A 26,187-nucleotide genomic window follows, 5' to 3' on the forward strand; every position below is an offset into this window, starting at 1 on the left:
CGGCACATATTGAATACCCTTCCCGGACGGCCAGCAAGGAGAACGCCCCGCCCGAGCTGTCGCAGCGGGACCCTCTTTTTTCGAGACGATGTGGAATATTCCGACGCGCGAGATGGGATGCGCCGTCAATCCGCTGCGCAGAAGTTGTCCTGTGAAATTTGAGCTATTTTGAATTGCGCGCTTGCAGCGCTCAGTGGTTCATCTCGCTCGAGATGACGTCGCCGAATAGCTCCCATTTCTTGCCCTTGAAGCGCATCATCTGGAGCTGCTCGATCGGGGCGAAATTATCAGATGCGGTGTTGATCTTGATGCCGGGCAGCAGCGTGTCGGGCTCGAAATCCCTGATGCTGGCGGCCTGCTTCATGACGTTCTCGCGGGTGAGATCGTCGCCGCACATCTGCAGCACCTTCACCATGGTCTGGGCCGCGGCATAGCCGAACACCACGCCCGCATCGAGCTTGTTGGCCTTGGGCTCGTACTGCGCGAGGAAACTGTAGAACTTCTTCATGCCGTCATCGGCGTTCCACTGCGGGTCGGAGCCGTCCTTGGTGTAGGTGGCCGACAGGACGCCTTGCGAGATCTCGAGGCCCGCCGGCTCCAGCACGCCGCCGACCGAGGCCGAGACATTGGAGATGATGTGGAGCGGATGCCAGCTGATCTCGGCCGCCTTCTTGATCGCCTGTGCTGCAAATTTCGGGGTGGTGATGCTGATGAAGACGTCGGCGCCCGAGGCCTTCAGTTTCACGACGTGGTCGTCGATCGCGGGCTCCGAGGTGTCGTAGCTCTCCTCCAGCACGATCATCGAGGCCTTGGGCCCGAGGCCCTCCTTCAGTCCTTTCAGATAGTCCTTGCCGAAATCGTCGTTCTGATAGAGCAGGCCGATCTTGGCGTCCGGCTTCTCCTTCATGATGTATTTTGCGTAGATGCGTGCCTCGCTCGCGTAGCTCGGCTGCCAGCCCATGGTCCAGGGATATTGCCTGGGGTCGTTCCACTTCGAGGCGCCGCTCGCCACGAACAATTGCGGCACCTTCTTCTCGTTCATGTATTTGCGGATCGCGCCATTGGTCGAGGTGCCGAGCGAGCCGAAGATCAGCAGCACCCCGTCGCTCTCGACCAGCTTGCGCGCCTGCTCCGCCGTCTTCGGCGGCGAATAGCCGTCGTCGTAGGAGATGAACTTGATCTTGCGGCCGTTGATGCCGCCCTCGGCATTGATCTTGTTGAAATAGGCTTCCTCGGTCCTGCCGATCGCGGCATAGGCGGAGGCCGGCCCGCTATAGGGCATGATGTTGCCTATTCTGATCTCGGTATCGGAAGCGCCGCTGTCGTATTTCTTCTGCGCCTGTGCCGGGCTGCTCATTGCAGTGCACAACGCGAATGCGGCCAGGAGGGCCGCAACCTGAAATCGAACGGCAGTCATTGTTCTCCCACCCCGGCTGGATCGGCGCCGCATTGAACAAGATTGGCGCCGGACGTCAACAAAAAGCCCCCGCGATCGCTCGCGGGGGCCTATCGATGCCAGGACTATGACGTCAGCGTGTCACTCGGAGGCGACGTCGCCGCTGATGATCTCGCCGAACAGTTCCCACTTCTCGCCCTTGAAGCGCTGCATTTGCAGCTGCGCGATCGGGGCGAAGTCGGTGGCGCTGGTGTTGAGCTTGACGCCGGGCAGCATGGTGTCCGGGGCAAAATCCTTCAGCGAGGCCGCCTGCTTCATCAGGTTGGGGCGGGTGAGGTCGTCACCGCACATCTCCAGGACCTTGGCCAGGGTCGACGCTGCACCATAGCCGTAGACCATGGCGGTGTCGGTCTTGTCGGCGCCCGGCATGTACTTGTCGACGAACTCGTTCCACTTCTTCATGCCGGGGTCGTTGGCCCACTGCGGATCCGTCGAATCCTTGGCGTAGGCCGCCGACAGCACGCCCTGGGCGTTCTCGAAGCCAGCCGGCTTCATCACGCTGCCCACCGAGATCGAGACGTTGGTCAGGATCTGGAGCGGCTTCCAGCTGAGCTCGGCAGTCTTCTTGATGGTCTGCGCCGCGAACTTCGGGGTCGCATAGATCAGCAGCACGTCGGGATTGGCGGCCTTGATCTTGACGATGTGGCCGTCGATCGACGGCTCGGAGACCTCATAGCTCTCTTCCATGATGATCATGGAGGAGGCCTTGGCGCCGAGGCCGTCCTTGGTGCCCTTGAGGTAGTCTTTGCCGAAATCGTCGTTCTGGTAGAGGATCGCGACCTTGGCGTCCGGCTTCTCCTTCATCAGCCATTTCGCGTAGATCTGCGCTTCGCTCTGGTAGGAGGGCTGCCAGCCCATGGTCCAGGGGAAGTTCTTCGGATCGTTCCACTTGGTGGCGCCGGTGGCGACGAACAGCTGCGGGATCTTCTTGGCGTTCAGGTACTTCTGGATCGCAGAGTTCGAGGGCGTGCCGAGCGGGTTGAACACGGCCAGCACCTCGTCGCTCTCGACCAGCTTGCGGACCTGCTCGACCGCCTTGGGCGGCGAATAGGCGTCGTCATAGGTGACGAAGTTGACCTTGCGGCCGTTGATGCCGCCCTTGTCGTTGATCATCTTGAAATAGGCTTCTTCGGTCTTGCCGATGATGCCGTAAGCCGACGCCGGACCGCTGTACGGCATGATGTTGCCGATCTTGATCTCGGTATCGGAAGCGCCGGTATCATATTTCTTTTGAGCAAATGCCGTGCCGGAGTTGAAAGTGATGGCCGCCGTTGCCGTGACCAGCGCGGCGGCTCGCAGTGTTCTTCCAAAAGACAATTCGGGTCTCCTTTGTACGATTAAACGGGGTTCAATTCTTTCTGAGCTTTCCAGCGAGTTGCTGGCCCAGGATTGCGACCTGCCTTGCGCCATGCGGCACGAGGTAGATGACGAGGAACAGGAGCACGCCGAACACGGCGCCGGAGAGGCCCTTGGAGATGCTCTCCGCCATGTTCGGCACGAAGATGATGAAGGCCGCACCGACGAACGAGCCGGGCAGCCAGCCGACGCCGCCAACCACCATGCCGAGGAACAGCGAGATCGCGAGCGTGATGGTGTAGCTGTCGGGCGCGACGAACTGCACCGCGATGGCGCCGAGCGAGCCGGCGATACCAGTGATCGCCGCGGACACGCCGAAGGCCAGCGTCTTGTAGAGCGCGACGTTGACACCCATCGAGGAGGCCGCGATCTCGTTGTCGCGGATCGCCATGAAGGCGCGGCCCGAGCGGGAGCGCAGCAGGTTCACCGCGAAGATGTAGATCGCAATCGTCACGACGAGCGTGAAGTAATACAGCCACATGTCCTGCGACATCGGCAAGCCGAACGGCGCGTCGGGCTTGGTGACGACAAGGCCCTGCACGCCGCCGGTCCAGTGCTCGAGGAAGTTCAGCTTCAGGAGCTGCGGCATCGCGGTGGCGAGCGCGAAGGTCGCGAGCGCGAGATAGACGCCCGACAGCCGCAGGGCCGGTTTGCCGAAAAGGTAACCGAATCCGAAGCAGACCACGGCGGAAATCGGAATGGTAAGTGCGTAGTTGATGTTGGCGTGCTCCATCAGCACTGCCGAAGTGTAGGCGCCGACCGCGTAGAACGCGCTCTGGCCGAGCGAGAACTGACCCGAGCCGCCGGTCAGGATGTTCAGCGCCAGCACGGCGAGCCCGTAGATCAGGAGCATCGTCATCTGGAAGATGACGAAGTTCTTGACGAAGACGGGCGCGATCACAAGCGCGGCGAGCACCACCAGCGAGGTGCCGGTGCCCAGCGTCATGGCCCGCTTCGGAACGGCCTCAACCGCCTGGTGGCCTTCTGCAACGACTTCTTCTGCAGCGCTCATGATCAAACTCGCTTGACGATGTGCCGGCCGAACAGGCCAGCGGGTTTGACGACCAGGACCGAGATGATCAGCGCAAGCGCGATCGGAAGCTTCAGCTCGTTGCCCACGCCGGGGATGTAGGTGCCGGCGAGGTTTTCGAAGATGCCGACCAGGAAGCCGCCGACCACCGCGCCGAACGGGCTGGTGAGGCCGCCGAGCACCGCGGCGGCGAAGCCGTAGATCAGCACGCCGCCCATCATGTTGGGCTCCAGGAACACCACGGGAGCAATCAGCATGCCGGCGATCGAGCCGATCGCCGAGGCCATGCCCCAGCCCAGCGCGATCATCCAGCTCGTGTTGATGCCGACGAGGCGAGCCGATTCAGGCACCGAGGCGGCCGCGCGCATCGCAAGGCCGATGCGGGTGTACTGGAAAAAGAAGTAGAGGCCGAACAGCAGCAGCACGGTGACGCCGATCATGCCGGCCTGGTGGGTCGAGATCAGCTGGCTGCCCAGGAACGGTGCGGAGCCGAACGGGGTCGGGTATTGCTTGATGGTGAAGTCCCAGATCAGGCCGGCCGATGAGTTGATGATCGCGAACAGCGCGATGAAGCCGGCGACGTTGGTCAGGATCGGCGCCTTGGCGAGCGGCTTGAACAGGATGCGCTCGATCGCGATGCCACCGATGAAGGAGAACGCCAGCGTGATCACGAACGCGGCCCAGTAGGGGATGCCCCACTGCATCAGCTGCCAGGAGATGAAGGTCGAGAACATCGCCATCTCGCCCTGCGCGAAGTTGAGATGGTCGATGGCCTGGTAGATCATCACCACGGCGAGCGCCATGCAGGCGTAGATCGCGCCCGTGGCGATGCCGGCCAGGACCTGGTTGGTAAACAGCTCCATTGTCCCGGCTCCCTCAGTAACCCAGATAGGATTTGCGGATTTCTTCGTTGTTCGCGATGTCCTTGGCATTGCCCGACATCACGATGCGGCCGGTTTCGATCACATAGGCATGGTCGGCGAGCTCGAGCGCGAGCTGGGCGTTCTGCTCGACCACCAGGATCGACACCTTGTCCTCGCGGTTGATCTTGCCGAGGATGCCGAACAGGTCGCGCACCACCAGCGGCGCGAGGCCGAAGGAGGGCTCGTCCAGCAGCATCAGTCGCGGCCGCAGCATCAGGGCACGGGCGACCGCGAGCATCTGCTGCTCGCCGCCGGAGAGCGTGCCGGCCTGCTGGGTGTGGCGCTGCTTCAACACCGGGAAATGTGCATACATGCGCTCGATGTCGGAGACGATGCCGGCGCTGTCCTTGCGGGTGATGGCCCCGAGCTGGAGGTTCTCCTCCACCGTCATGGTGGTGAAGGTGCCGCGGCCCTGCGGTACATGGGCGATGCCGAACCGCACGATGCTCTCGGTGGAACGGTTGTTGAGCGGCTTGCCGTCGAACTCGATGCCGCCGGTGGAGCGCACCATGTTGCAGATCGCGCGCAGCGTCGTGGTCTTGCCGGCGCCGTTGGCACCGAGCAGCGTCGTCAGCGAGCCCTCGTTCAGCGAGAACGACAGGCCATGGAGCGCCTGGACCTGGCCGTAATAGGCGCGCAGGTCCTTGACGTTGAGCAGTGTCGTCATTGGTCCTTGCTCCCGAGATAGGCCTTGATGACGTCGGGGTCCGCCTGCACCTGGGCGGGCGTGCCTTCCGCGAGCTTCTTGCCGAAATTCAGCGCGACGACGTGGTCGGCGATCGACATCACGAGGCCCATGTGATGCTCGACCAGCAGTACCGTCATGTGGCGCTCGTCACGGATTTTGCGGATGAGGTCGCCGAGCACATAGACTTCCTCATGGTTGAGGCCGCCGGCGGGCTCGTCGAGCAGCAGGATTTTCGGATCGGCCGCCAATGCGCGCGCCAGCTCGACGCGCTTCTGCGTGCCGAAGGGCAGGCCTGACACCATGGTGTGGGCGACGTCCTCGAGATCGAGATAGGCGAGGATCTCGTGCACCTTCTTGTTGACGCTGGTCTCGCTGCGCCGGACCCACGCCAGTTTCAGGGAGTCGCTGATGATGTCGCTGGAGGTCTTCGAATGGGCGCCGACGCGGACGTTGTCCATCACCGAGAGGTTCGGAAACAGCGCGACGTTCTGGAAGGTGCGGCCGATGCCGATCTCGGCGATCCGGTGCGGCGGGCGCGACAGGATGCTGACACCCTCCATCAGGATGTCGCCGGACGACGGCTGATACAGCCGCGAGAGGCAGTTGAAGAGCGTTGTCTTGCCGGCGCCGTTGGGGCCGATCAATCCGAGGATCTGGCCCTTGTGCATGTTGAAGGACACGCCGTTGAGCGCGATGATGCCGCCGAACACGACGCTGACGTCGCGAACCGCGAGCAGGGGCGATGTACCCTGCGCGAGCTGTGCCTGCGTCATCTCGTCTCGCCCACAACGTTCAGTGGGCGAAGGGGCGATGCGAACCGCTCCCTGCAACGACAAAGGCTATCTGAACCCCTCGGCCACACGCGCAACTTTTCCTCCTGATTTCAGCTTTTTGCTGACTTCTTTTTTGGAATGCGGCATCAGACCCCCGAGTGCCGCTTCGATGTTCCTTACCATCGCAAGCAGACGCGGTCCAATGTCGTTGATCAAACGCTCTTCCGTGAAACGGAATGCGGGCGCACCGCAATTGAATGCGTAAGGTCCGGTTCCGTCATTGAGCTTGAGCGCGACGCCGGCGGCGCCGATGTCGTCGTGCCAATCGCCGACGGAAATCGCAAAACCGTATTTCGCGACGGTCTCGCCGGAACGTTCGAGGCCGTCGCGCATCTTGGGCCAGCGGCTGCCGTAATGTTCGCGCAGGATGCGCGACACCTCGGCGCGATTGTCTTCGTCGAGCGCCCAGAAATAGGCCCGGCCCATCGCGCTGGTTGCAATCGGCACGCGCGAGCCGACGTCAAGTTGAACGCCGACCGTCTCGCTGCCGCGGCTCTGTCCGAAATAGATCATGCTGTGACGGTCGCGGCCGCCGACCGCGACGGCGCCGCCGGTGGCGCGCATCACTTCCTCGCGAAACGGCTCGGACAAATGCCGAACGCCGAGATTGGCGAGCGCGGCGTAGCCGAGCGACATCGCGGCGGGCGCGAGCTGGTATTTCTCGAAACGGGGAACCGGCGTCAGGTAGCCGAGCTTGGTCAGCGTATAGGTCAGCCTCGATACCGTTGGCTTCGGCAGGTTGGTGCGGGCCGCAATCTCCTGATTGCCGAGCAGGCCGTCATTGGGTTGGAATGCGCGCAATACGTCCAGTCCGCGGGAAAGCGCGACGACGAAATTCCGATCGGTCGCAGTCTTCTTTCCTGTACGCTTCATCCCTGATCTGCTTCTTGCGCGGAGTCGTTGACAACGTCCGTGCTTCAAAATAACCCTGCCGTCAAGATGCGGAATTAAATTCCGCACCGCGAAATCGAACAAAAGTAAATCCCCACCAAGGAGGGACACCGTGAGCGAAGTGGTCAAGCTTGAGCGTCATGACGAAGTCGGGATCGTCACGGTCAATAGCCCTCCGGTCAATGCGCTGAGTGCCGCGGTCCGCGGCGGCATCCTGGAATGCATCAAGGCTGCGGTCGCCGATCCCGCCATCAAGGGCATCGTGCTGACCTGCGCCGGCCGCACCTTCATTGCCGGCGCCGACATCACCGAATTCGGCAAGCCGCCGAAGCCGCCGGCCCTCAACGACGTGCTGTCCGAGATCGAGAATTCGCCCAAGCCGGTGGTTGCCGCGATCCACGGCACCGCGCTCGGCGGCGGCCTCGAGGTTGCGCTGGCCTGTCATTTCCGCGTCGCGGTGAAAGAGGCCAAGCTCGGCCTGCCCGAGGTGAAACTCGGCCTGTTGCCCGGCGCCGGCGGAACCCAGCGCCTGCCGCGCGCGGTCGGGCCGGAACTCGCCGTCAAGATGATCGTAGGCGGCGACCCGATCGGAGCGGCGGAAGCGCTCAAGAACGGCCTGATCGAGGAGATCATCGAGGGGCCGGCCTCCGGCGGCGAGGCTTTCGTCCGCAAGCTCATCGCCGAGAAGCGTCCGCTGCGCCGCTTGCGCGACGACGATTCCAAGATCGCGGCCGCCAAGGCCGACCGTTCGATCTTCACCAATGCGGTCGCCGCCATGACCAAGAAGTCGCGCGGCCTGGAGGCGCCGTTCGCGGCGGCCGACGCGGTCGGCTACGCCATCGATTTCCCGTTCGACGAAGGGCTGAAGAAGGAGCGCGAGGGTTTTCTCAAGCTCGTCGCCAGCGACCAGTCCAAGGCGCAGCGCTATGCCTTCTTCGCCGAGCGCGAGGCCGCCAAGATCGCGGGCGTCCCTGAGGGCACCAAGTCGCGCCCAGTCAACCGCGTTGCCATTCTCGGCGCCGGCACCATGGGCGGCGGTATCGCGATGTCCTTTGCCAATGCCGGCGTGCCCGTCACGCTGATCGAGACCGGCGAGGAGCAGCTCAAGCGCGGCATGGGCATCATGCAGAAGAACTGGGAAGCGACCGCCGCGCGCGGCGGCATCCCGGCCGATGCGCCCGCCAAGCGCATGGCGCTGATCAACGGCGTCGTCGGCATCGAGAACGTCGGCGATGCCGACCTCGTCATCGAAGCCGTGTTCGAGACCATGGCGGTGAAGAAAGAGGTGTTCAGCAAGCTCGACCAGTACGTCAAGCCCGGCGCCGTGCTCGCTTCCAACACCTCGTACCTCAACATCGACGAGATCGCGAAGTCGACCAAGCGTCCGCAGGACGTGCTCGGCATGCACTTCTTCTCGCCCGCCAACGTCATGAAGCTGTGCGAGATCGTGCGCGCCGACAAGACCGCGCCGGATGCGCTCGCGACCGCCGTGTCCATCGCGCGCAAAATTGCAAAAGTGCCGGCCGTGGTCGGTGTCTGCGACGGCTTTGTCGGCAACCGCATGCTGGCCCAGCGCGGCAAGCAGTCGGAGAAGCTCTTGTTTGAAGGCGCGCTGCCGCAGCAGGTCGACGCCGTCGTGACCAAGTTCGGCATGCCGATGGGGCCGTTCGCGATGGGCGACCTTGCCGGCCTCGACATCGGCTGGCGTTCGCGGAAAGACCGCGGTATCAAGTCGGAGATCGCGGACGCGCTGTGCGAAGCCGGTCGCTTCGGCCAGAAGACCGGCAAGGGCTATTACAAGTACGAGCAGGGTTCTCGCGCGCCGCTGCCCGACCCTGATGTCGAGAAGCTGATCGACGAGACGCTGCTCCGCCTCGGCCGCAAGAAGCGCATCGTCAGCGACGACGAGATCCTCGAGCGCATGATGTACCCGATGATCAACGAGGGCGCGAAGATCCTCGAAGAGGGCATCGCGGCGCGTCCGTCCGACATCGACGTGGTCTGGCTCTACGGCTACGGCTGGCCGATCTATCGCGGCGGCCCGATGTTCTGGGCCGACAGCGTCGGCCTCAAGCACATTGCCGATCGGCTGGCTTTCTACGCCAAGGAGACCAACGACCCCAGCCTCGAGCCCGCGCCGCTGTTGAAGAAGCTCGCGGCGGAAGGCAAGACCTTCGCCTCGCTCGCGGCCGCGTCGAAAGCGGCGTGATGGGGGCTTGCACTCTCGGCGTCATTCCGGGATGGCCCGTAGGGCCAGGCCCGGAATCCATTTCGCCTCTGAGTGCGCGGCCTGATGGATTCCGGGCTCGCGACTTTGTCGCGCCCCGGAATGACCACTGAGTGTGATGCAGAAAATGACCCATCCCGGCGAACAGTTTTACCCTGAGGGCGTGCATTGGGGCGACACCATCGTCCAGGGCACGCTCCCCGACCTCTTGGCGAAAGCCGCCGCCGATTACGGCCCGCGCACCGCGCTGGAATTCCGCGATCGTGCGATCAGCTACACCGAGCTCGCCGCGATGGCCGAGCGCGCGGCCGCCGCGTTCCTGCGCGCCGGCTGCGGCAAGGGCAGCTCGGTCGCGCTGTTTCTCGGCAACACGCCGGACCACCCCGTCAATTTCTTCGGCGCGCTGAAGGCGGGCGCCCGCGTTGCGCATCTCTCCCCGCTCGACGGCGAGATCGCGCTGACGCATAAGGTCTCCGACTCCGGCTCGCGCCTGCTCGTCACCTCGAACCTCCAGGCGCTGCTGCCGACCGCGCTGAAATTCCTGGAGAAAGGTCTGATCGACCGCCTCGTCGTCTGCGAGGACGACAATTGGGGCAAGGTCGGCACGCCGCAGGCGCCGATCCCCGACGATCCCCGCATCGTCACCTTCAAGACTTTTGTGGAGGGCGCGACCGCGCCGGCACAGTGGCCGCAAGTCGCGGCCGACGACGTCGCTCTGCTGCAATATACCGGCGGTACCACCGGCCTGCCCAAGGGCGCGATGCTGACGCACGGCAATCTCACCTCCGCGGTGTCGATCTACGACGTCTGGGGCAAGCCGGCGCGCGCCGCGCGCGGCGATGTCATCGAGCGCGTGATCTGCGTGTTGCCGCTGTTCCATATCTACGCGCTCACCGTGGTGCTCTTGTCCTCGCTCCGCCGCGGCAATCTGATCTCGCTGCATCAGCGCTTCGACGTCGAAGCCGTGATGCGCGATATCGAAGTGAAGCGCGCGACCTATTTCCCGGGCGTTCCGACGATGTGGATCGCCATCGCTGCGCTCCCTGACCTGGACAAGCGCGACTTCTCCTCGCTGGCGACGATCGGGTCCGGCGGCGCGCCGCTGCCGGTGGAGATCGCAAATTTCTTCGAGCGCAAGGTCGGCAAGAAGCTGCGCAGCGGCTGGGGCATGACCGAGACCTGTTCGCCCGGCACCGGCCATCCGCCCACGGGCCCGGACAAGCCCGGCTCGATCGGCCTGATGTTGCCCGGCATCGAGCTCGACGTCGTCGCGCTCGACGATCCCAAACGCGTGCTGCCGCCGGGCGAAGTCGGCGAGATCCGCATCAAGGGCCCGAACGTCACCAGGGGCTACTGGAACAAGCCGGAGGGATCCGCGGATGCCTTCGTCGACGGCCGCTTCCTCACCGGCGACATCGGCTATGTCGACACCGACGGCTATTTCTTCCTGGTCGACCGCAAGAAAGACATGATCATCTCCGGCGGCTTCAATGTTTATCCGCAGATGATCGAGCAGGCGATCTACACCATTCCAGGCGTGCACGAGGTGATCGTGCTCGGCATCCCCGACCAGTATCGGGGCGAAGCCGCAAAAGCCTTCATCAAGCTCAAGCCCGACGCAAAGCCGTTCTCGCTCGACGAGCTGCGCGCGCAGCTCGCCGGCAAGGTCGGCAAGCACGAGCTGCCGGCCGAGGTCGAATTCGTCGCCGATCTGCCGCGCACGCCGGTCGGAAAATTGTCGCGCCACGAATTGCGCCAGCAGCAGAAACCGTCACAATCCACCCAAACCGCATCAGGAGGTCGCTCTTGACCGACGCCGTCATCGTTTCCACCGCCCGCACCCCGATCGGCAAGGCCTATCGCGGCGCGCTCAACGCCACCGAGGGCGCAACCCTGCTCGGCCACGCCATCGGCGAAGCCGTCGCGCGTGCCAAGGTCGATCCGAAGGAAATCGAGGACGTCGTGATGGGCGCGGCGCTCCAGCAGGGCGCCACCGGCGGCAACATCGCGCGCAAGGCGCTGCTCCGCGCCGGCCTGCCCGTCACCGTCGCCGGCACCACCATCGACCGGCAATGCGCCTCGGGCCTGCAGGCGATCGCGCTCGCCGCGCGCTCGGTGATCTTCGACGGCGTCGAGATCGCCGTCGGCGGCGGCGGCGAGTCGATCTCGCTTGTGCAGAACGACAAGATGAACGGCTTCCACGCCCAGGACCCGGCGCTGCTCAAGATCAAGGGCGAGGTCTACATGCCCATGATCGACACCGCCGAAATCGTCGCCAAGCGCTACGGCATCTCGCGCGAGAAGCAGGACGAATATTCGCTGGAGAGCCAGCGTCGCACCGCCGCTGCCCAGCAGGGCGGCAAGTTCAAGGACGAGATCGCGCCGATCACGACGCAGATGGCGGTCACCGACAAGGCGACCGGTGCCGTCTCGATGAAAGAGGTCACGCTATCGCAGGACGAGGGCCCGCGCCCCGAGACCACCGCTGAAGGCCTTGCCGGCCTCAAGCCCGTGCGCGGCGAAGGTTTTTCGATCACCGCCGGCAATGCCAGCCAGCTCTCCGATGGCGCCAGCGCCACCGTGATCATGAGCGACAAGGAGGCTTCAAAGCGCGGCCTCAAGCCGCTCGGCATCTTCCGCGGTTTCGTCTCCGCCGGCTGCGAGCCGGACGAGATGGGCATCGGCCCGGTCTTCGCCGTGCCGCGCCTCCTCAAGCGCCACGGCCTCACCGTCGATGACATCGGCCTCTGGGAGCTGAACGAAGCCTTCGCCGTGCAGGTGCTCTATTGCCGCGACAAGCTCGGCATCGACCCCGACAAGATCAACGTCGACGGCGGCGCGATCGCGGTCGGCCATCCCTACGGCATGTCGGGCGCGCGCCTCACCGGCCACGCTTTGATCGAAGGCCGCCGCCGCAAGGCGAAATACGCGGTCGTCACCATGTGCGTCGGCGGCGGCATGGGCGCGGCAGGACTGTTCGAGGTGTTGCAGTAACTGTCGTCCCGGCGAAAGCCGGGACCCATACTCCGCGCCCGGGGTAAGGGGCACAGACGGCAATTGCCTTCGCAAAACGAAGGCCGGTGGTAATGGGTCCTGGCTTTCGCCAGGACGACGAGGAAACAGGAGGATCCGATGGATCTCGCATTCACGAAAGAAGAGCAGGCGTTTCGCGAGGAAGTGCGGTCGTTCTTCCGCGACAACGTGCCGCCGGATACGCGGCGCAAGCTGGTCGAGGGCCGTCATCTCACCAAGGACGAGATGGTGACGTGGTGGCGCATCCTCAACAAGAAGGGCTGGGGCGTCAGCCACTGGCCGACGCAGTATGGCGGCACGGGGTGGACCTCGGTGCAGCATTACATCTTCAACGAGGAGCTGCAGTCCTATCCGGCGCCGCAGCCGCTCGCCTTCGGCGTCAGCATGGTCGGCCCTGTGATCTACACCTTCGGCAACGAGGAGCAGAAGAAGAAATACCTGCCCCGCATCGCCAATGTCGACGACTGGTGGTGCCAGGGTTTTTCGGAGCCCGGCTCCGGCTCCGACCTCGCCTCGCTCAAGACCAAGGCCGAGCGCAAAGGCGACAAGTGGATCATCAACGGCCAGAAGACCTGGACCACGCTGGCACAGCACGCCGACATGATCTTCTGCCTCTGCCGCACCGACAACAACGCCAAGAAGCAGATGGGCATCTCCTTCATCGTGTTCTCGATGAAGTCGAAGGGCGTCACCGTGCGTCCGATCCAGACCATCGACGGCGGCCATGAGGTCAACGAGGTCTTCTTCGACGACGTGGAAGTCCCGATCGAAAACCTGATCGGCGAGGAGAACAAGGGTTGGGATTACGCAAAATTTCTGCTCGGCAATGAGCGTACCGGCATCGCCCGCGTCGGCGTCTCCAAGGAGCGGCTCCGCCGCATCCGCGATCTCGCCGGCAAGGTCGAATCCGCAGGTAAGCCGATCATCCAGGATGCCGCCTTCCGCGAGAAGCTGGCGGCGTGCGAGATCGAGCTGAAGGCGCTCGAGCTGACCCAGCTGCGCGTCGTCGCCGACGAGGGCAAGCACGGCAAGGGCAAGCCCAATCCGGCCTCCTCCGTGCTGAAGATCAAGGGCTCCGAGATCCAGCAGACCACCACCGAGCTGCTCATGGAAGTGATCGGCCCGTTCGCCGCGCCCTACGACGTGCATGGCGACGACGGCTCGAACGAAGCCATGGACTGGACCGCCCAGATCGCGCCGAGCTACTTCAACAACCGCAAGGTCTCGATCTACGGCGGCTCCAACGAGATCCAGCGCAACATCATCGCCAAGGCGGTGCTGGGGCTGTGAGTCAACAATGACGCTGTCGTCCCCCGCGAAGGCGGGGGACCCAGTACGCCGCGGCGGTCGTGAGTACAGCCGGCGGCTGCGTTTACTGGATCCCCGCCTTCGCGGGGATGACGTCCGAGGGTGAGGCGACGGCAGGGCAATTCCCGCCGATTTGGAGAAAAACATGGATTTTGATCTGTCCGAGGAGCAGCGGCTTCTCAAGGAAAGCATCGACGGCCTGCTGACCGATTCCTACGATTTCGAGCAGCGCAAGAAGTACATGAAGGAGAAGGGCGGCTGGAGCAAAACGGTCTGGCTCAAGCTTGCTGAGCAGGGCTTGCTCGGCCTGCCCTTCAGCGAGGCCGATGGCGGCTTCGGCGGCGGCGGTGTCGAGACCATGATCGTGATGGAAGCGCTCGGCAAGGCTCTGGTGCTGGAGCCGTATCTCGCCACGGTCGTGATCGGCGGCGGCTTCCTGCGCCATGCCGGCAGCGATGCGCAGAAGGCCGCGCACGTTCCCGGGATCATCGACGGCAGCAAGACGCTCGCCTTCGCCCAGCTCGAGAAGAACTCTCGCTATGATCTCTTCGACGTCTCGACGACTGCGAAGAAGAAGGGCGACGGCTGGATCATCGATGGCGAGAAGTTCGTCGTGCTCAACGGCGAGAACGCGGACACGCTTCTAGTCACCGCCCGCACCAAGGGCGACCGCCGCGACAAGACCGGCATCGGCGTGTTCCTGGTCCCCGCGAATGCCAAGGGCGTCGCGAAGAAGTCCTATCCGACCCAGGACGGCCTGCACGCCGCCGACATCACCCTCACCGGCGTCGAGGTCGGCCCGGACGCCGTGATCGGCAACCCCGAGGATTCGCTCGCGCTGATCGAGCGCGTGGTCGATGAGGCCCGCGTCGCGCTCTGCGCCGAAGCGGTCGGCCTGATGGACGAGTCGCTCAAGACCACGGTCGAGTACATCAAGACGCGAAAGCAGTTCGGCGTCGCGATCGGCTCGTTCCAGTCGCTGCAGCACCGCGCCTCCGACATGTTCGTCGCCACTGAGCAGGCGCGCTCGATGTCGATGTTCGCGACCATGGCTGGCGATTTCGAGGACGCCAAGGAGCGTTCCAATGCGATTGCCGCGGCCAAGGTGCAGATCGGCAAGTCGCTGAAATTCGTCGGCCAGCAGTCGATCCAGCTCCACGGCGGCATCGGCATGACCATGGAGGCGAAGATCGGCCACTACTTCAAGCGCCTCACCATGATCGAGAACACCTTTGGCGACACCGACTACCACCAGCGCCGCGTCGCCGACGCCGGCGGGTTGATCTAGCCCTGCGAACGACTGCCATCTCCGCGAAAGCGGAAAGACCAAAGCAAAAGCCCCGGAGACATCTCCGGGGCTTTTGCCGTTTGATCTTGCCCCTTCCGCCACAGCCACCGCTGTCATGCCCGCGAAGGCGGGCATCCAGTACGCCGCAGCGGATGTGGCGAGAGCGTGCTCTCCAACGCCGGCCTCTGGGATACTGGATCGCCCGGTCCCGGCTCCGCCAAGGCTACGCCGAGGCCCGCGGGGGTGCTCGGCCCGCCGAAGCTTTAGCGAAGGCGGCGAGCCGGGCGATGACACCTTCAGCGTGGTTCGACCTACCGGTTCACCGCCTCACGTCCGCGTGCGCATCCGCATCATGAAGCTGTCGTAGCTGAGCTCGGCGACCTGCATCCAGGCCAGCGATTCGTTCCGGAATGCCGACAGGCTGGTGTACATCTTTTTGAAATGCGGGTTGGTCTTGCTGAGTTCGGCATAGATCTCGTTGGCGGCGCTGTAGCAGGCCTCGAGCACCTCCTGCGGGAACGGCTTGAGGATCGCGCCGGCCACCAGCAGGCGCTTCAGCGCCGGCGGGTTGACGTAATCGTATTTGCCGGTGACCCATGTGAAGGTGTCGCGCGAGGCCATCTCGATCGCGGCCTGGTAGTGCTTGGGCAACGCGTTCCACTTGTCGAGATTCATGATGTTGTGGCCCTGGCCGGTGCCTTCCCACCAGCCCGGATAGTAATAGAACTTCGCGACCTTCACGAAGCCGAGCTTCTCGTCGTCATAGGGGCCGACCCATTCGGCCGCGTCGATCGTGCCCTTCTCCAGCGCCGGATAGATGTCGCCGCCCGCGATCTGCTGCGGCACGCCGCCGACCTTGGCGATGATCGAGCCGGCGAAGCCGCCGATGCGGAATTTCAATCCCTTGAAATCCTCCATCGACTTGATCTCCTTCCGGAACCAGCCGCCCATCTGGGCGCCGGTCGAGCCGGTCGGAAGTCCGACGGCGTTGTATTCCTTCAGGAGGTCGTTGAGCATGTCCTGTCCGCCGCCGAACAGCAGCCAGGAAATATGCGCGCGCGTGTTCAGCCCGAACGGCAGCGACGTGCCGAAGGTGAAGGCGGGGTTCTTGCCCCAATAATAATACAGCGCGGTGTTGCCCATCTCGACGGTGCCGTTCGATACGGCATCCAGCACCTGCAGGCCCGGGACGATCTCGCCGGATGCGAACGGCTGGATCTGGAATTTGTTGTCGGTGACCTCGGCGACGCGCTTGCAGAAATATTCGCAGCCGCCATAGAGCGTATCGAGCGCCTTGGGCCAGCTCGCGGCGAGCCGCCATCTCATCTCCGGCGACGACTGCGCAATCGCCGGTGCGGCAATCGCGGTGCTTGCCGCCAGCCCGGCACCTGTCACTTTCAGGAATTCACGACGTTTCATGCGTACCCTCCGTTGCGCCGATGTCCTCGACTAAGGGGACGATCTTGCTGTCGTCTTGGCTTCGTCGATAACCGACGTGGGTGTTGTGACGATTGATTTTGGCGTTTCCGAAGGCCCTTCAGGGCTCTTTGTAGATCCCGCGCATCGCGGTTAGGAGGTCAGGATGACTGCTCGTCTTGCGATAAGCAAGCGCTGTCGGCATGCTCGCAGTTGCGAAGGCTGCGGCGCACTCGTGCACCTTCTCCCGCATGGGAGAAGGGAAGAACACTTGCCCGAAAATGCGAAGCCCCGGAGACGTCGCCATCTCCGGGGCTTCTCATTCTTTCGTCGTATGAGCCGCTCAGCGCCTCACGTCTTGGTTCGCATCCGCATCATGAAGCTGTCGAAGCTCAGCTCGGCGACCTGGAACCAGGGCAGGGCTTCGCCGCGATAGGCGGTCAGGCTCGCGTACATCTTGCCGAAATGCGGATTGCTCTTGGAGAGATCGGCATAGATCTCGTTGGCGGCGCCGTAGCAGGCCTCGAGCACTTCCTGCGGGAACGCCTTCAGGATCGCGCCCGACACCAGGAGCCGCTTCAGCGCCGGCGCGTTCAGCGCGTCGTACTTGCCGGTGATCCAGGTGTAGGTGTCGCGCGAGGCCGCATCGACCGCCGCCTGATAGTGCTTCGGCAATGCGTTCCACTTGTCGAGGTTGAAGATGTTGTGGCCCTGGCTCGTGCCCTCCCACCAGCCCGGGTAGTAGTAGTACTTGGCAACCTTCACGAAGCCGAGCTTCTCGTCGTCGTAAGGGCCGACCCATTCGGCGGCGTCGATCGTGCCTTTTTCCAGCGCCGGATAGATGTCGCCGCCGGCGATCTGCTGCGGCACCGCGCCGAGCTTGGCCATGATCGTGCCGGCAAAGCCGCCGATGCGGACCTTGAGGCCCTTCATGTCCTCCACCGACTTGATCTCCTTCCGGAACCAGCCGCCCATCTGGGCGCCGGTGGAGCCGGTCGGAATGCCGTAGGCGTTGTGCTCCTTCAGGAGGTCGTTGACGAGATCCTGTCCGCCGCCCCACAGCAGCCACGAGATCTGCTGGCGCGTGTTCAATCCGAACGGTAGCGCGGTGCCGAAGGTGAAGGCGGGATTCTTGCCCCAGTAATAGTAGAGCGCGGTGTTGCCCATCTCGACGGTGCCGTTCGAGACCGCATCCAGCACCTGCAGGCCCGGCACGATCTCGCCCGCGGCGAACGGCTGGATCTGGAAGCGGTTGTCGGTGATCTCGGCGACGCGCTTGCAGAAATATTCGCAGCCGCCATAGAGCGTATCGAGCGCCTTCGGCCAGCTCGCGGCGAGCCGCCATCTGACTTCGGGCGCCGATTGCGCGATAGCCGGCGCAGCAACCGCGCTTGCGGCCAGGCCCAATCCGCCTGCCGTCAGGAATTTACGACGTTCCATGCACTTCCCTCCGTTATGCCGATGCTTCGACCTAAGGGACTTTGGTGTCGTCTTGTCTTGGTCGAGATCGACGTTGTTTTGTTGAGACTTGTGAGGCGTTTCCGAGGGCCCTGACGGGCTCTTGTTGTTGGAATTCCGATCATTGCGGTTCCGTCAGCAAGGATGACCGTTCGACCAGCGATAATCAAGCCTCATGCCGCCCTCGCAATTGCGAACGCGGGACAGACGAAAGTCGGGGATTGGCGAACTGCTGCTTGATTGGGCAGCAGCGGAAGGGGGAGGGAACGGAGAGAGCGCTGCCATCGGCCGAAACCATCGCGCCGCTACCCCTTCGCGAACGCCGCCTCCATCGCCTTTCTTGTCCGGATCGTCTCGTTGTTGGCGTCGAACTCGACATCGCTCCAGCGCACGATCTCGCCATGGGCAACGTCGTGCTTCAGCTTGAGGCGATGCGCGAGGCCGATCGGCAGGGCGCTCGCTTTCAGGCTCGCGGCGGCCGGCACCAGCTTGCCCCACACCGTGTAGCCGCCTTCGCCGTCGAGCATCTCGCCGGCGCGCAAATTGCGCTTGGCCACGGCGGCGACGTCGCCGCGGAAGCCGAAAGCCTGGCCGGTCGCCTCGCCCCGCAGTGCGGCCGACAGGATCGAGACGTTCAGCTCGAGCCCGATCAGATGATAGGGCTTGTACATCGCGGCGAAGCGCCCGCTGGAATCGGTCTTCAGGCCATACTGCTTGAAGCAGTCGGCGGCATAGTCGTTCGGCGCCTCCAGCACGACATAGACGCCCCAGCGCAGGTCGCGAAACACCGGTCGCCCGTCGCGTTCGAGCGAGGAGACGACTTCGACCACGCCGGACCGTTCCAGGACGCCGCCGCGCGAGCGCGGCCGCATGATGTGCGGCAAATCGTCGACGCCGCAGGGCGGAAACAACAATCCCTCCGCGGGCACGTCGAGGCCGCAGGCGTTGGCAATCGCAGCCATCTCGATGGCCGATTTGGTGCCGTCGAGGAAGGAGTTGAACATCTGCGGGTTCATGCCGGCCGACTGCGCTTCGCCCGCGGTCAATCCGTAATGCTGCCAGACGCCGTCGGGCGTCACGTCGTGATAGGCCGGCAGGTATTTTGTCCCCTTGCCGGCGGCGACGACGCGAAAGCCGGTGGCGCGGGCCCAGTCGACCATCTCGGCCGTCAAGGCCGGCTGGTCGCCATAGGCGAGCGAATAGACCACGCCCGCCTTCCGCGCTTCCTCGGCGAGCAGCGGGCCCGCCAGCACGTCCGCTTCGACATTGACCATCACGATATGCTTGCCCGCCGCGATCGCGGCGCGCGCATGGCGGATGCCGACGGCGGGATTGCCGGTCGCCTCCACCACCACATCCATCGCGCCGCCGGCGATCGCGCGCGCGCCGTCATCGGTGAAGACGGTCGCGGCGATCCGCTCGGCGCTCCAGCCGACGGTACGGCACGCCTCGCGCGCGCGCTCGCGGTCGATGTCGACGATGATGGGCACCTCGAGCCCCGGCGTATGCGGCACCTGCGCGAGGAACATCGAGCCGAATTTTCCCGCGCCGATCAGCGCCACGCGAACGGGCTTGCCGGCGGATGCGCGGGCTTGCAGGAGGCGAAAGAGGTTCATGGGGATGTCCTGGTGCAACAATCAAAGCTCGTCATTCCGGGGCGCGACGAAGTCGCGAGCTTTGATGCGCGATTGCGCATCAGAGAATCCATTGATCGATCGTCTCTGCGGCTCGATGGATTCCGGGCTCGCGCTTCGCGCGCCCCGGAATGACAGGTTACTCCGCGGCCTGCCTTGGCGCACGCGCAAGCCGCAGCAGCGCATCATCATCCACCGTCTTGATCGGCGTGAAATCGCGATGCGCGATGTACTCCGGCCGCGTCGGGGTGCGGATGTAGTTCGAGACCGCGTTCAGCGTCAGGTACACGATCTTGCGCGGGTAGGGCGTGATGTTGCCGCTTGATCCGTGCACCAGATTGCCGTGGAACATCAGCATGCCGCCGGGCTTGCCTGTGGGCGCGACGATGCCGCCCTGCTTGACGAGGCGCGTCACGGTGTCCTCGTCCAGCGTCCACAGCGGATAGGAGGTGGTGGCGAGGTCATGCGCGGCTTCGAGGTCGCCGGCGTTCTGGCTGCGCGGCACCAGCATCAGGGGGCCGTTGATCGGCATCACCTCGTCGAGGAAGATCGCGATGTTCATCGCGCGCGGCTCCGGCATGCCGTCGTCGCGCTTCCAGGTGCCGTAATCCTGGTGCCACTGCCAAACGTCGCCGGTAAAGGCCGATTTCGCGTTGATCTTGAACTGGTGCATGTAGACGGGCTCGCCGAACAATTGCTCGACCGGCTCGATCATGCGCGGATGCGCGCCGAGGATGCGGAAGGCCTCGTTGTAGAGATGCGCGGCAAAGGCCGTGCGCGGCGCGCCGCTCTTCTCGCGCCAGACCTCGGGCCGGTTGGCGTCGTAGATGCCGACCGCCTCGCGCGCAAGCAGATCGACCTCCTCCTGGCTGAACAATTCGGGCAAGAACAGCCAACCCTCACGGTGGAAGAACTCCAATTGCGCCTCGGACAGTTTCATGGGTCGTCCTCCTGTTTGATTGTTATTGTCATTCCGGGGCGCGACGAAGTCGCGAGCCCGGAATCCATTCATCTACCGTCTCTGCCGCTCGATGGATTCCGGGCTCGACGCTACGCGTCGCCCCGGAATGACGGCGTCAGTCGCTACGCCGCCGCCTCTTCGCCGGCCCTCAATCTCTCCTCAGTCATCCGTCCCGCCGTCTGCGCGTGCGCAAGCGCAGCGCGTTCGGCCGCCTTCGCGTTGCCGCTGAGAATGTGGCCGGCAATATCGGCATGCTCCGCCCAGGCGCTGCCGCGATAGTCGAGCTCCGACAGCACGGCCGCCATCGAACGGCGCATATGCGGCCATTGCGGCGCCATCGTCTCCTCGATCACGGGATTGCCGGAGAGCTGGTAGATCGCGCGGTGAAATTCGACGTCGAGCGCAATGAGCTCGCTGAGCGACGTATTGCGGTCGATGCCGCGTCCGGCGGCGAACGCCGTCTCCAGCCTCGTCCGCCCCGCGGCATCGCTCGCTGCGCGCGCGGCGGCGAGCCGGGCGGCCAGCGCGTCGATGGCGCCGCGCACCTCGTAGAGCTGGCGGATGCGCGCGGGATCGAGCTGGGTGACTTCAAAGCCGCGCCGGCCGCTTTCGGCGACGAGGCCCTGACGGTGCAACAGATGCAGCGCGTGCGACACCGGCTGGCGCGACACGCCGAGCTTGTCGGCAAGCTCGTTCTGCCGGATGCGCTGGCCGGGCTGCAGCGTGCGGTCGGAGATCGCCTCCAGGATCCGCGCATAGACCTGGTCGATCAGGTTCGGAAGCGGGTCGAGAGGGATCACGCCAGCAGCTCCAAAATGGAATACGGAATTCCGTATGCGAAAATAGAGCCGGATGACCCTGGCGTCAAGCCAGGTTGCGAGGCCCCTTGAGCCGTCCGAGGGGCGTCTTGCTAAGCCATTGATATTGCTCGGGCCGTCTACTGTGCATGGGGTTGTTTTCGAACAACGGACCCCGGCGGGGCTCCGCGCCTACTTCTTCTTGCCCTGCTCGATCAGCATCCGGCTCATCAGATAGAGCCGCGGCACGATCGAGTTGGTGTCGATGAACTCGTCGCGGGCGTGATAGCCGAAGCCGGCAAGGCCAAAGCTCTCGACCACCACAGCCTTGCCGCTGCGATTGGCATAGCCGGCGTCGGTGGCACCGCCGGTCATTTCGACGATGTCGAGCTTGCGGTCGATCTCGGCATAGATCGCCTGTCCCACCTCGGCCAGCGCGCGGCCGCGATCGCTGGCGACGAAGGGCGGCCGCCCCGCCACGATCTTCACGCTCGTCTCGGTGTCGGGCACGAGCTTGGTCTTCAGCTTCTCGTCGATCGCCGCCTGCAATCTGGCGATGCCGTCGGGAATGGTGAGGCGGATGTCGGCGCCAGCCTCGGCATCCTCCGGAATCTGATTGCGCACCGTGCCGGCCTTCGCCGTCGTCCAATTGAGCTGGGTGCCCGGGATCGACTTGGCGACGTCCTGCGTCTGGAGCAGTTGATGCGAGAGTTCGATCAGCGCGTTGCGGCCGCGATCGGGTGCCGCGCCGGCATGCGCCGCGCGGCCCTTCACCTTCATGATGCCCGTCGCGGTGCCGCTGGCACCCAATAGCAGCGAGTCGTTCTTCGCCGGCGGCGAGGCCGCCGTCGGCTCGCAGGAGAGCACGACGTCGTGCTGATCGGCGAGCTCGGCGATGATCTCGCCCGACCCGATCGAGCCGACCTCCTCGTCCGGATTGAACGAGACGGTGAGCGTGGCGTAGTCCGTCCAGCCGGCGTCCTTGAGGATCTTGAGCGCATGCAGCACCACGGCGATACCGCCCTTGTCGTCGGCGATGCCGGGGCCGTAGATGCGGTTGCCGTCGACACGGTATGGCTCGCTTGCGAGGATGCCGCGCTGATAGACCGTGTCCATATGCGCGATCAGCATGAGCTTTCGCGTGCCCGTGCCCTTGAACGTCGCGATCACCATGTCGGCGCCGGCGCCGGCCGTGGTCTTGCGCCGCTCCGTGGCGGCGCCGAGCGCCTTCAGGCGTCCTTCCGTGAAGTCGGCCATCTTCTTCAGGCCTTCGACGTCGCTGCTGCCGCTCTCGATCATCACCATCTCGCGCAAGGTGTCGATCAGCGGCGCCTTCTCCTGCTCGGCCGCGGCCTTCAGCTTCTCGTCAGTGGCCGCGAAGACGACGTAGCGGCAAAGCTGAGCAGCGACAAAGCGAGCAGGGGCGTGAGGCGGAAGGTCATGACTTGCGTCCTTTTGCATCTTGCGCGCGGGCACCGCGCGATTATGCGGAAAGCCTAGCATCCGCAACGCCACGATGCCACGCGGCCTAGCGCTCCAGCACCTCCACCTCCATCGCGGTGATCTCTTCCGCATCGGCCACCGCCTCGATTGCTGCGATCCGGTCGCCGTCGAAGGTCACGCGCAGCACGATTCGCAACTGTCCGCCGAGGACGACGGCAACGCCCATCTCGCCGTCGACCAGCGCCGTGCGCGCGGCCTGGGCGCGACCCTTGTAGAGCTGCGCGACCGCATCGGCGCCGCGGATCTCGGCCAGCGTGCCGAGCCGCACCGCGGCCTGGTCGGCGCGAAACACCACGTCGGGATCGAGCACGGCGAGCAGGCCCTCGAAATCGCCTTCGCGCGACGCCTTGAGGAAGACATCGACGATCCTGCGTTGATGCGACAGGTTTGCGTCGGGCACCGGCGCGCCCTGCACGCGCCGCCGCGCGCGGCTCGCCAGCTGGCGCGAGGCATCGACCGAGCGGCCGACGATCGGCGCGATCTCCTCGAACGGCACGGCGAACATGTCGTGCAGCACGAAGGCCAGCCGCTCGGCCGGCTGCAATGTCTGCAGCACAACCAGCAGTGCCGCGCCGACCGAATCGGCCATCTCGACCTCGCGCTCCCGGGTCTCGTCGATCGGCTCCGGCACGTGCGGGCCCATCGGGCCTTCCCGGCGCGACTTACGGGCGCGCAGCATGTCGAGGCAGATGCGCGCGACCACGGTCGTCAGCCAGCCGCGCAAATTCGTAACATCTGACATGTCGTAGCGGCTGACCCGCAGCCAGGCTTCCTGCACGGCATCGTCGACCTCGGCACGGGACCCCAGCATCCGGTAGGCGACCGCGCGCAAATGGTCCCTGCTGGCCTCGAACTGGTGGCTGAGAAAATTCTGTTCGGTCATCGGTCACATTCCCTCATCGCGATCCGTCATGCCCATGACGAAGCCAATCCGGCGGATGTGACCGGAACCTTCGAGATTTGTGAGATGGAGACGAAAACGATGCACGCCCGCATGAATCACCCTGTCATGGTCCTGCCGGAGGCCATGAATGTCCTGCAGTCCCTCGGTAATCTGACCAAGCAGGGCCTTCCGGAAAAGCTCCTGGAACTGGTGCACCTGCGCGCCAGCCAGATCAATGGCTGCAGCGTCTGTGTCGACATGCATCCCAAGATCGCCCGCAAGCTGGGCGAGACCGACGAGCGCCTGTTCGCCGTGTCGGCCTGGCGCGATGCGCCCTATTTCACCGAAGCCGAGCGCGCCGCGCTGGCGCTGACCGAAGCCGTCACGCGCATCGCCGATCGCTCGGACCCGGTGCCCGATGCGATCTGGAACGAGGCCGCCAAGCATTTCGACGAGCGCGAGCTGGCAACGCTGATCCTCTCGATTGCGATCATCAACGTCTGGAACCGGCTGAACGCGACGATCAAGATGCCGGTGGGTGTTTGGAAGGTGTGAGTTTCTTCGCCTCTCCCCGCGTGCGGGGAGAGGCCGGAATTTGCATCGCAAATTCCGGGTGAGGGGGAGTCTCCGCTAGTCTCACTCTCACCGACTTCGCGGAGGCTCCCCCTCACCCCACCCTCTCCCCGCAAGCGGGCGAGGGAGATCACCGGCGCCGCCCGCCTCACATGTGCTCACTCCGCCAGGAACCCGCTCACCACCTCGCCGAACTCCAGCGGCGCCTGCTCGAACATCCAGTGGCCGGCATTGGCGATCACCGCTGTCCTAGCTCCTGCAATGTGCGCGGCCAGCACGCGCCACATCACCGACAGGCTTCCGGTCGTCGCGCCGCCGCCGATCAGCAGTGTTGGTGTCCTGATCGCCTGCGCATCGCTGAGCGTGTAGGGCCGGCGCCGCTCGTTGATCTGGCCGAGGAAGGTCAGCGCGTTGTCGCGCAATTGCTGCTTCGCCGCCGCCGGCACCCGCCGCCAGGAGCCGTCACCTTCGATGCCTTCGTAGAAATTCTGCAGCGCACCTTCGAGGTCGCCGGCGCGGATCATCTCGACCGAGCGCGCCGTGCGTGCGGCGAGCGGCGGGTGCGCGGGCGTGCCGTCAGGCACCGGCAGGCTGGCGTCGAGATCGCCTCCGGGCTCGACCAGCACCAGCTTGCGCAGCAGATCAGGCCGCTCCTGCGCCACGCGAAAGGCGATGTGGCCGCCGCGCGAATGGCCCATCAGGTCGACCGGACCTGGCTTCACTTGCTCGACGAAGGCGATCGTGTCAGCGACGTGCTGGGCCATCTTGTAATCGTCGCCGACGGCGTCCCAATGCTCGGGAAAGAAATGCCGCAGACTCACCACGATCACGCGATGATGCTTCGACAGCGGGCCGAGCACCGAATACCAGGTGCGAAAATCCCCGAGCGTGCCGTGCACGCAGACCAGCGGCGGTCCCTCTCCCACCTCGAGGTAGGCCATGTCATAACCGTTGACGCGAAAGCTCTGCATGATCAGCTCGCCAGAAAATCCAGGACCACTTCGGAGTATTTCTGCGGCGCCTGCTCGAACATCGGATGCGTCGCGTTCGGGATGATCGCCGTCTTGGAATAGGGCACATGCGCGGCGAGCGCATGCAGCACTTTCGGCAGCAGGCCCTTGGTCCGCGCGCCCAGGATGAACAGCGTCGGCATCGAGATCGCCTCCGCATCCGCCTTCGAGAACGGCGGGCGGTTGTCGCGGACCTGGCCGATCAGCGTAGTGGCGTTGTCGCGCAAATTCTGCTTCACCATCGCCGGCAATCGCGGCCAGGTGCCGGCGCCTTCCAGCGTGTCGACGAACACGGCAAGGCCGCCGTCAACATCGCCGGCCGCGATCTTCTCGGCTGAGGCCGTGAAGCGCGCCAGCAGCGGCGAGGGGCCGCCGACATAGTCAGGGTCGAGGCTCGCATCGAGCTCGCCGCCGGGTTCCGCCAGGATCAGCCGGCGCAGCAGATCCGGCCGGCGCTGCGCGACGCGGAAGCAGATATGCCCGCCGCGGGAATGGCCCATCAGGTCGACCGGGCCGAGGTCGAGCTTTTCGATGAAGGCGATGACGTCGTCGACATGCTGGGCGATCGAATAGGTGTCGCCAACCCCGTCCCATCTTTCCGGGAAGAAGTGCCGCAAGCTGACGGCGATCACCCGATGCCGCTGCGTCAGCGGGCCCAGCACACAGCCCCAGACGCGGAAGTCATTCAGCGATCCATGCACGCAGACCAGCGGCGCGCGGCCTCTGTCCTCGCCCACGTCGAGATAGGGCATGTCGTATCCGTTGACGTGGAGGCTTTGCATTCGGGGGCTCGCGAGAGGACTGGAACTCCTGTGCAAGATTCCCGGAAACCGGGTGGATCGCAACTATTTCCAAGCCTAGATTTAGGCCGAGATCACATTGGGGGCATGCGACAAGGAACGCTAGCTCAGGAACCAAG

General features: G+C 64.5%; 22 protein-coding genes. 6 read left to right on the plus strand and 16 right to left on the minus strand.

Annotation, left to right across the window (positions count from 1 at the left end):
* Nucleotides 1-190: 190 nt before the first annotated feature.
* From GGD63_RS12815 to GGD63_RS12845, 7 genes are all read right to left on the minus strand, one after another.
* The gene (locus tag GGD63_RS12815; RefSeq protein WP_183242407.1) at nt 191-1,417 is read right to left on the minus strand and encodes an ABC transporter substrate-binding protein; all 1,227 of its coding nucleotides are present in this window, start codon (nt 1,415-1,417) and stop codon (nt 191-193) included.
* Nucleotides 1,418-1,537: 120 nt separating this feature from the next.
* Entirely contained in the window at nt 1,538-2,773 is a 1,236-nt protein-coding gene (locus GGD63_RS12820; protein ID WP_183242409.1) for an ABC transporter substrate-binding protein, read from the minus strand.
* Between the two features lie 31 nt (nt 2,774-2,804).
* Complete coding sequence (locus GGD63_RS12825; protein WP_183242412.1) at nt 2,805-3,824, minus strand: branched-chain amino acid ABC transporter permease; 1,020 nt, start codon at nt 3,822-3,824, stop codon at nt 2,805-2,807.
* A 2-nt stretch (nt 3,825-3,826) separates the two neighbouring features.
* Complete coding sequence (locus tag GGD63_RS12830) at nt 3,827-4,705, minus strand: branched-chain amino acid ABC transporter permease (RefSeq protein ID WP_183242414.1); 879 nt, start codon at nt 4,703-4,705, stop codon at nt 3,827-3,829.
* 13 nt (nt 4,706-4,718) lie between these two features.
* Entirely contained in the window at nt 4,719-5,432 is a 714-nt protein-coding gene (locus tag GGD63_RS12835; RefSeq protein ID WP_183242416.1) for an ABC transporter ATP-binding protein, read from the minus strand.
* The gene (locus tag GGD63_RS12840; protein ID WP_183242418.1) at nt 5,429-6,226 is read right to left on the minus strand and encodes an ABC transporter ATP-binding protein; all 798 of its coding nucleotides are present in this window, start codon (nt 6,224-6,226) and stop codon (nt 5,429-5,431) included. Before GGD63_RS12840 ends, GGD63_RS12835 begins: the two co-directional genes overlap by 4 nt.
* A gap of 66 nt (nt 6,227-6,292) precedes the next feature.
* Nucleotides 6,293-7,159, minus strand: a complete 867-nt coding sequence (locus GGD63_RS12845; RefSeq protein ID WP_183243060.1) for an IclR family transcriptional regulator — start codon at nt 7,157-7,159, stop codon at nt 6,293-6,295.
* Nucleotides 7,160-7,289: 130 nt separating this feature from the next.
* On the opposite strand from GGD63_RS12845, the gene GGD63_RS12850 reads away from it, so the two are divergent.
* From GGD63_RS12850 to pimD, 5 genes are all read left to right on the plus strand, one after another.
* Nucleotides 7,290-9,386, plus strand: coding sequence for a 3-hydroxyacyl-CoA dehydrogenase NAD-binding domain-containing protein (locus GGD63_RS12850; protein ID WP_183242420.1), 2,097 nt, complete (start codon nt 7,290-7,292; stop codon nt 9,384-9,386).
* 145 nt (nt 9,387-9,531) lie between these two features.
* Entirely contained in the window at nt 9,532-11,214 is a 1,683-nt protein-coding gene (gene pimA, locus GGD63_RS12855; protein WP_183243062.1) for a dicarboxylate--CoA ligase PimA, read from the plus strand.
* On the plus strand, nt 11,211-12,398 hold the full coding sequence (locus GGD63_RS12860; RefSeq protein ID WP_183242422.1) for an acetyl-CoA C-acyltransferase: 1,188 nt from the start codon (nt 11,211-11,213) through the stop codon (nt 12,396-12,398). Before pimA ends, GGD63_RS12860 begins: the two co-directional genes overlap by 4 nt.
* A 138-nt stretch (nt 12,399-12,536) precedes the next feature.
* Nucleotides 12,537-13,727, plus strand: coding sequence for a pimeloyl-CoA dehydrogenase large subunit (pimC, locus tag GGD63_RS12865; protein WP_183242424.1), 1,191 nt, complete (start codon nt 12,537-12,539; stop codon nt 13,725-13,727).
* Nucleotides 13,728-13,890: 163 nt separating this feature from the next.
* Nucleotides 13,891-15,033, plus strand: a complete 1,143-nt coding sequence (pimD, locus tag GGD63_RS12870) for a pimeloyl-CoA dehydrogenase small subunit (RefSeq protein ID WP_183242430.1) — start codon at nt 13,891-13,893, stop codon at nt 15,031-15,033.
* 327 nt (nt 15,034-15,360) lie between these two features.
* Here pimD and GGD63_RS12875 read toward each other — a convergent pair whose 3' ends face one another.
* From GGD63_RS12875 to GGD63_RS12905, 7 genes are all read right to left on the minus strand, one after another.
* Nucleotides 15,361-16,452, minus strand: a complete 1,092-nt coding sequence (locus GGD63_RS12875; protein ID WP_183242432.1) for a TRAP transporter substrate-binding protein — start codon at nt 16,450-16,452, stop codon at nt 15,361-15,363.
* 348 nt (nt 16,453-16,800) lie between these two features.
* Nucleotides 16,801-17,889: a TRAP transporter substrate-binding protein gene (locus GGD63_RS12880; protein WP_183242435.1), complete on the minus strand. Its 1,089-nt coding sequence runs from the start codon at nt 17,887-17,889 to the stop codon at nt 16,801-16,803.
* A gap of 323 nt (nt 17,890-18,212) precedes the next feature.
* Entirely contained in the window at nt 18,213-19,523 is a 1,311-nt protein-coding gene (locus GGD63_RS12885; protein ID WP_183242437.1) for an NAD(P)H-dependent oxidoreductase, read from the minus strand.
* A gap of 157 nt (nt 19,524-19,680) precedes the next feature.
* Entirely contained in the window at nt 19,681-20,481 is an 801-nt protein-coding gene (locus tag GGD63_RS12890; RefSeq protein WP_183242439.1) for a phytanoyl-CoA dioxygenase family protein, read from the minus strand.
* 143 nt (nt 20,482-20,624) lie between these two features.
* On the minus strand, nt 20,625-21,302 hold the full coding sequence (locus GGD63_RS12895) for a GntR family transcriptional regulator (protein WP_183242441.1): 678 nt from the start codon (nt 21,300-21,302) through the stop codon (nt 20,625-20,627).
* Between the two features lie 189 nt (nt 21,303-21,491).
* Entirely contained in the window at nt 21,492-22,760 is a 1,269-nt protein-coding gene (locus GGD63_RS12900; protein ID WP_183242443.1) for a M20/M25/M40 family metallo-hydrolase, read from the minus strand.
* Nucleotides 22,761-22,827: 67 nt separating this feature from the next.
* On the minus strand, nt 22,828-23,685 hold the full coding sequence (locus tag GGD63_RS12905) for a sigma-70 family RNA polymerase sigma factor (RefSeq protein ID WP_183242445.1): 858 nt from the start codon (nt 23,683-23,685) through the stop codon (nt 22,828-22,830).
* A gap of 99 nt (nt 23,686-23,784) precedes the next feature.
* Here GGD63_RS12905 and GGD63_RS12910 point away from each other — a divergent pair, with 99 nt between their 5' ends.
* Nucleotides 23,785-24,240: a carboxymuconolactone decarboxylase family protein gene (locus GGD63_RS12910; protein WP_183242447.1), complete on the plus strand. Its 456-nt coding sequence runs from the start codon at nt 23,785-23,787 to the stop codon at nt 24,238-24,240.
* 176 nt (nt 24,241-24,416) lie between these two features.
* Here GGD63_RS12910 and GGD63_RS12915 read toward each other — a convergent pair whose 3' ends face one another.
* Entirely contained in the window at nt 24,417-25,229 is an 813-nt protein-coding gene (locus GGD63_RS12915; RefSeq protein WP_183242449.1) for an alpha/beta fold hydrolase, read from the minus strand.
* Nucleotides 25,230-25,231: 2 nt separating this feature from the next.
* Nucleotides 25,232-26,050 (minus strand): alpha/beta fold hydrolase, encoded by an 819-nt coding sequence (locus tag GGD63_RS12920; RefSeq protein ID WP_183242451.1) that lies wholly within the window; start codon nt 26,048-26,050, stop codon nt 25,232-25,234.
* Nucleotides 26,051-26,187 lie beyond the last annotated feature (137 nt).

Source organism: Bradyrhizobium sp. cir1 (assembly GCF_014198245.1).
Lineage (GTDB): Bacteria > Pseudomonadota > Alphaproteobacteria > Rhizobiales > Xanthobacteraceae > Bradyrhizobium.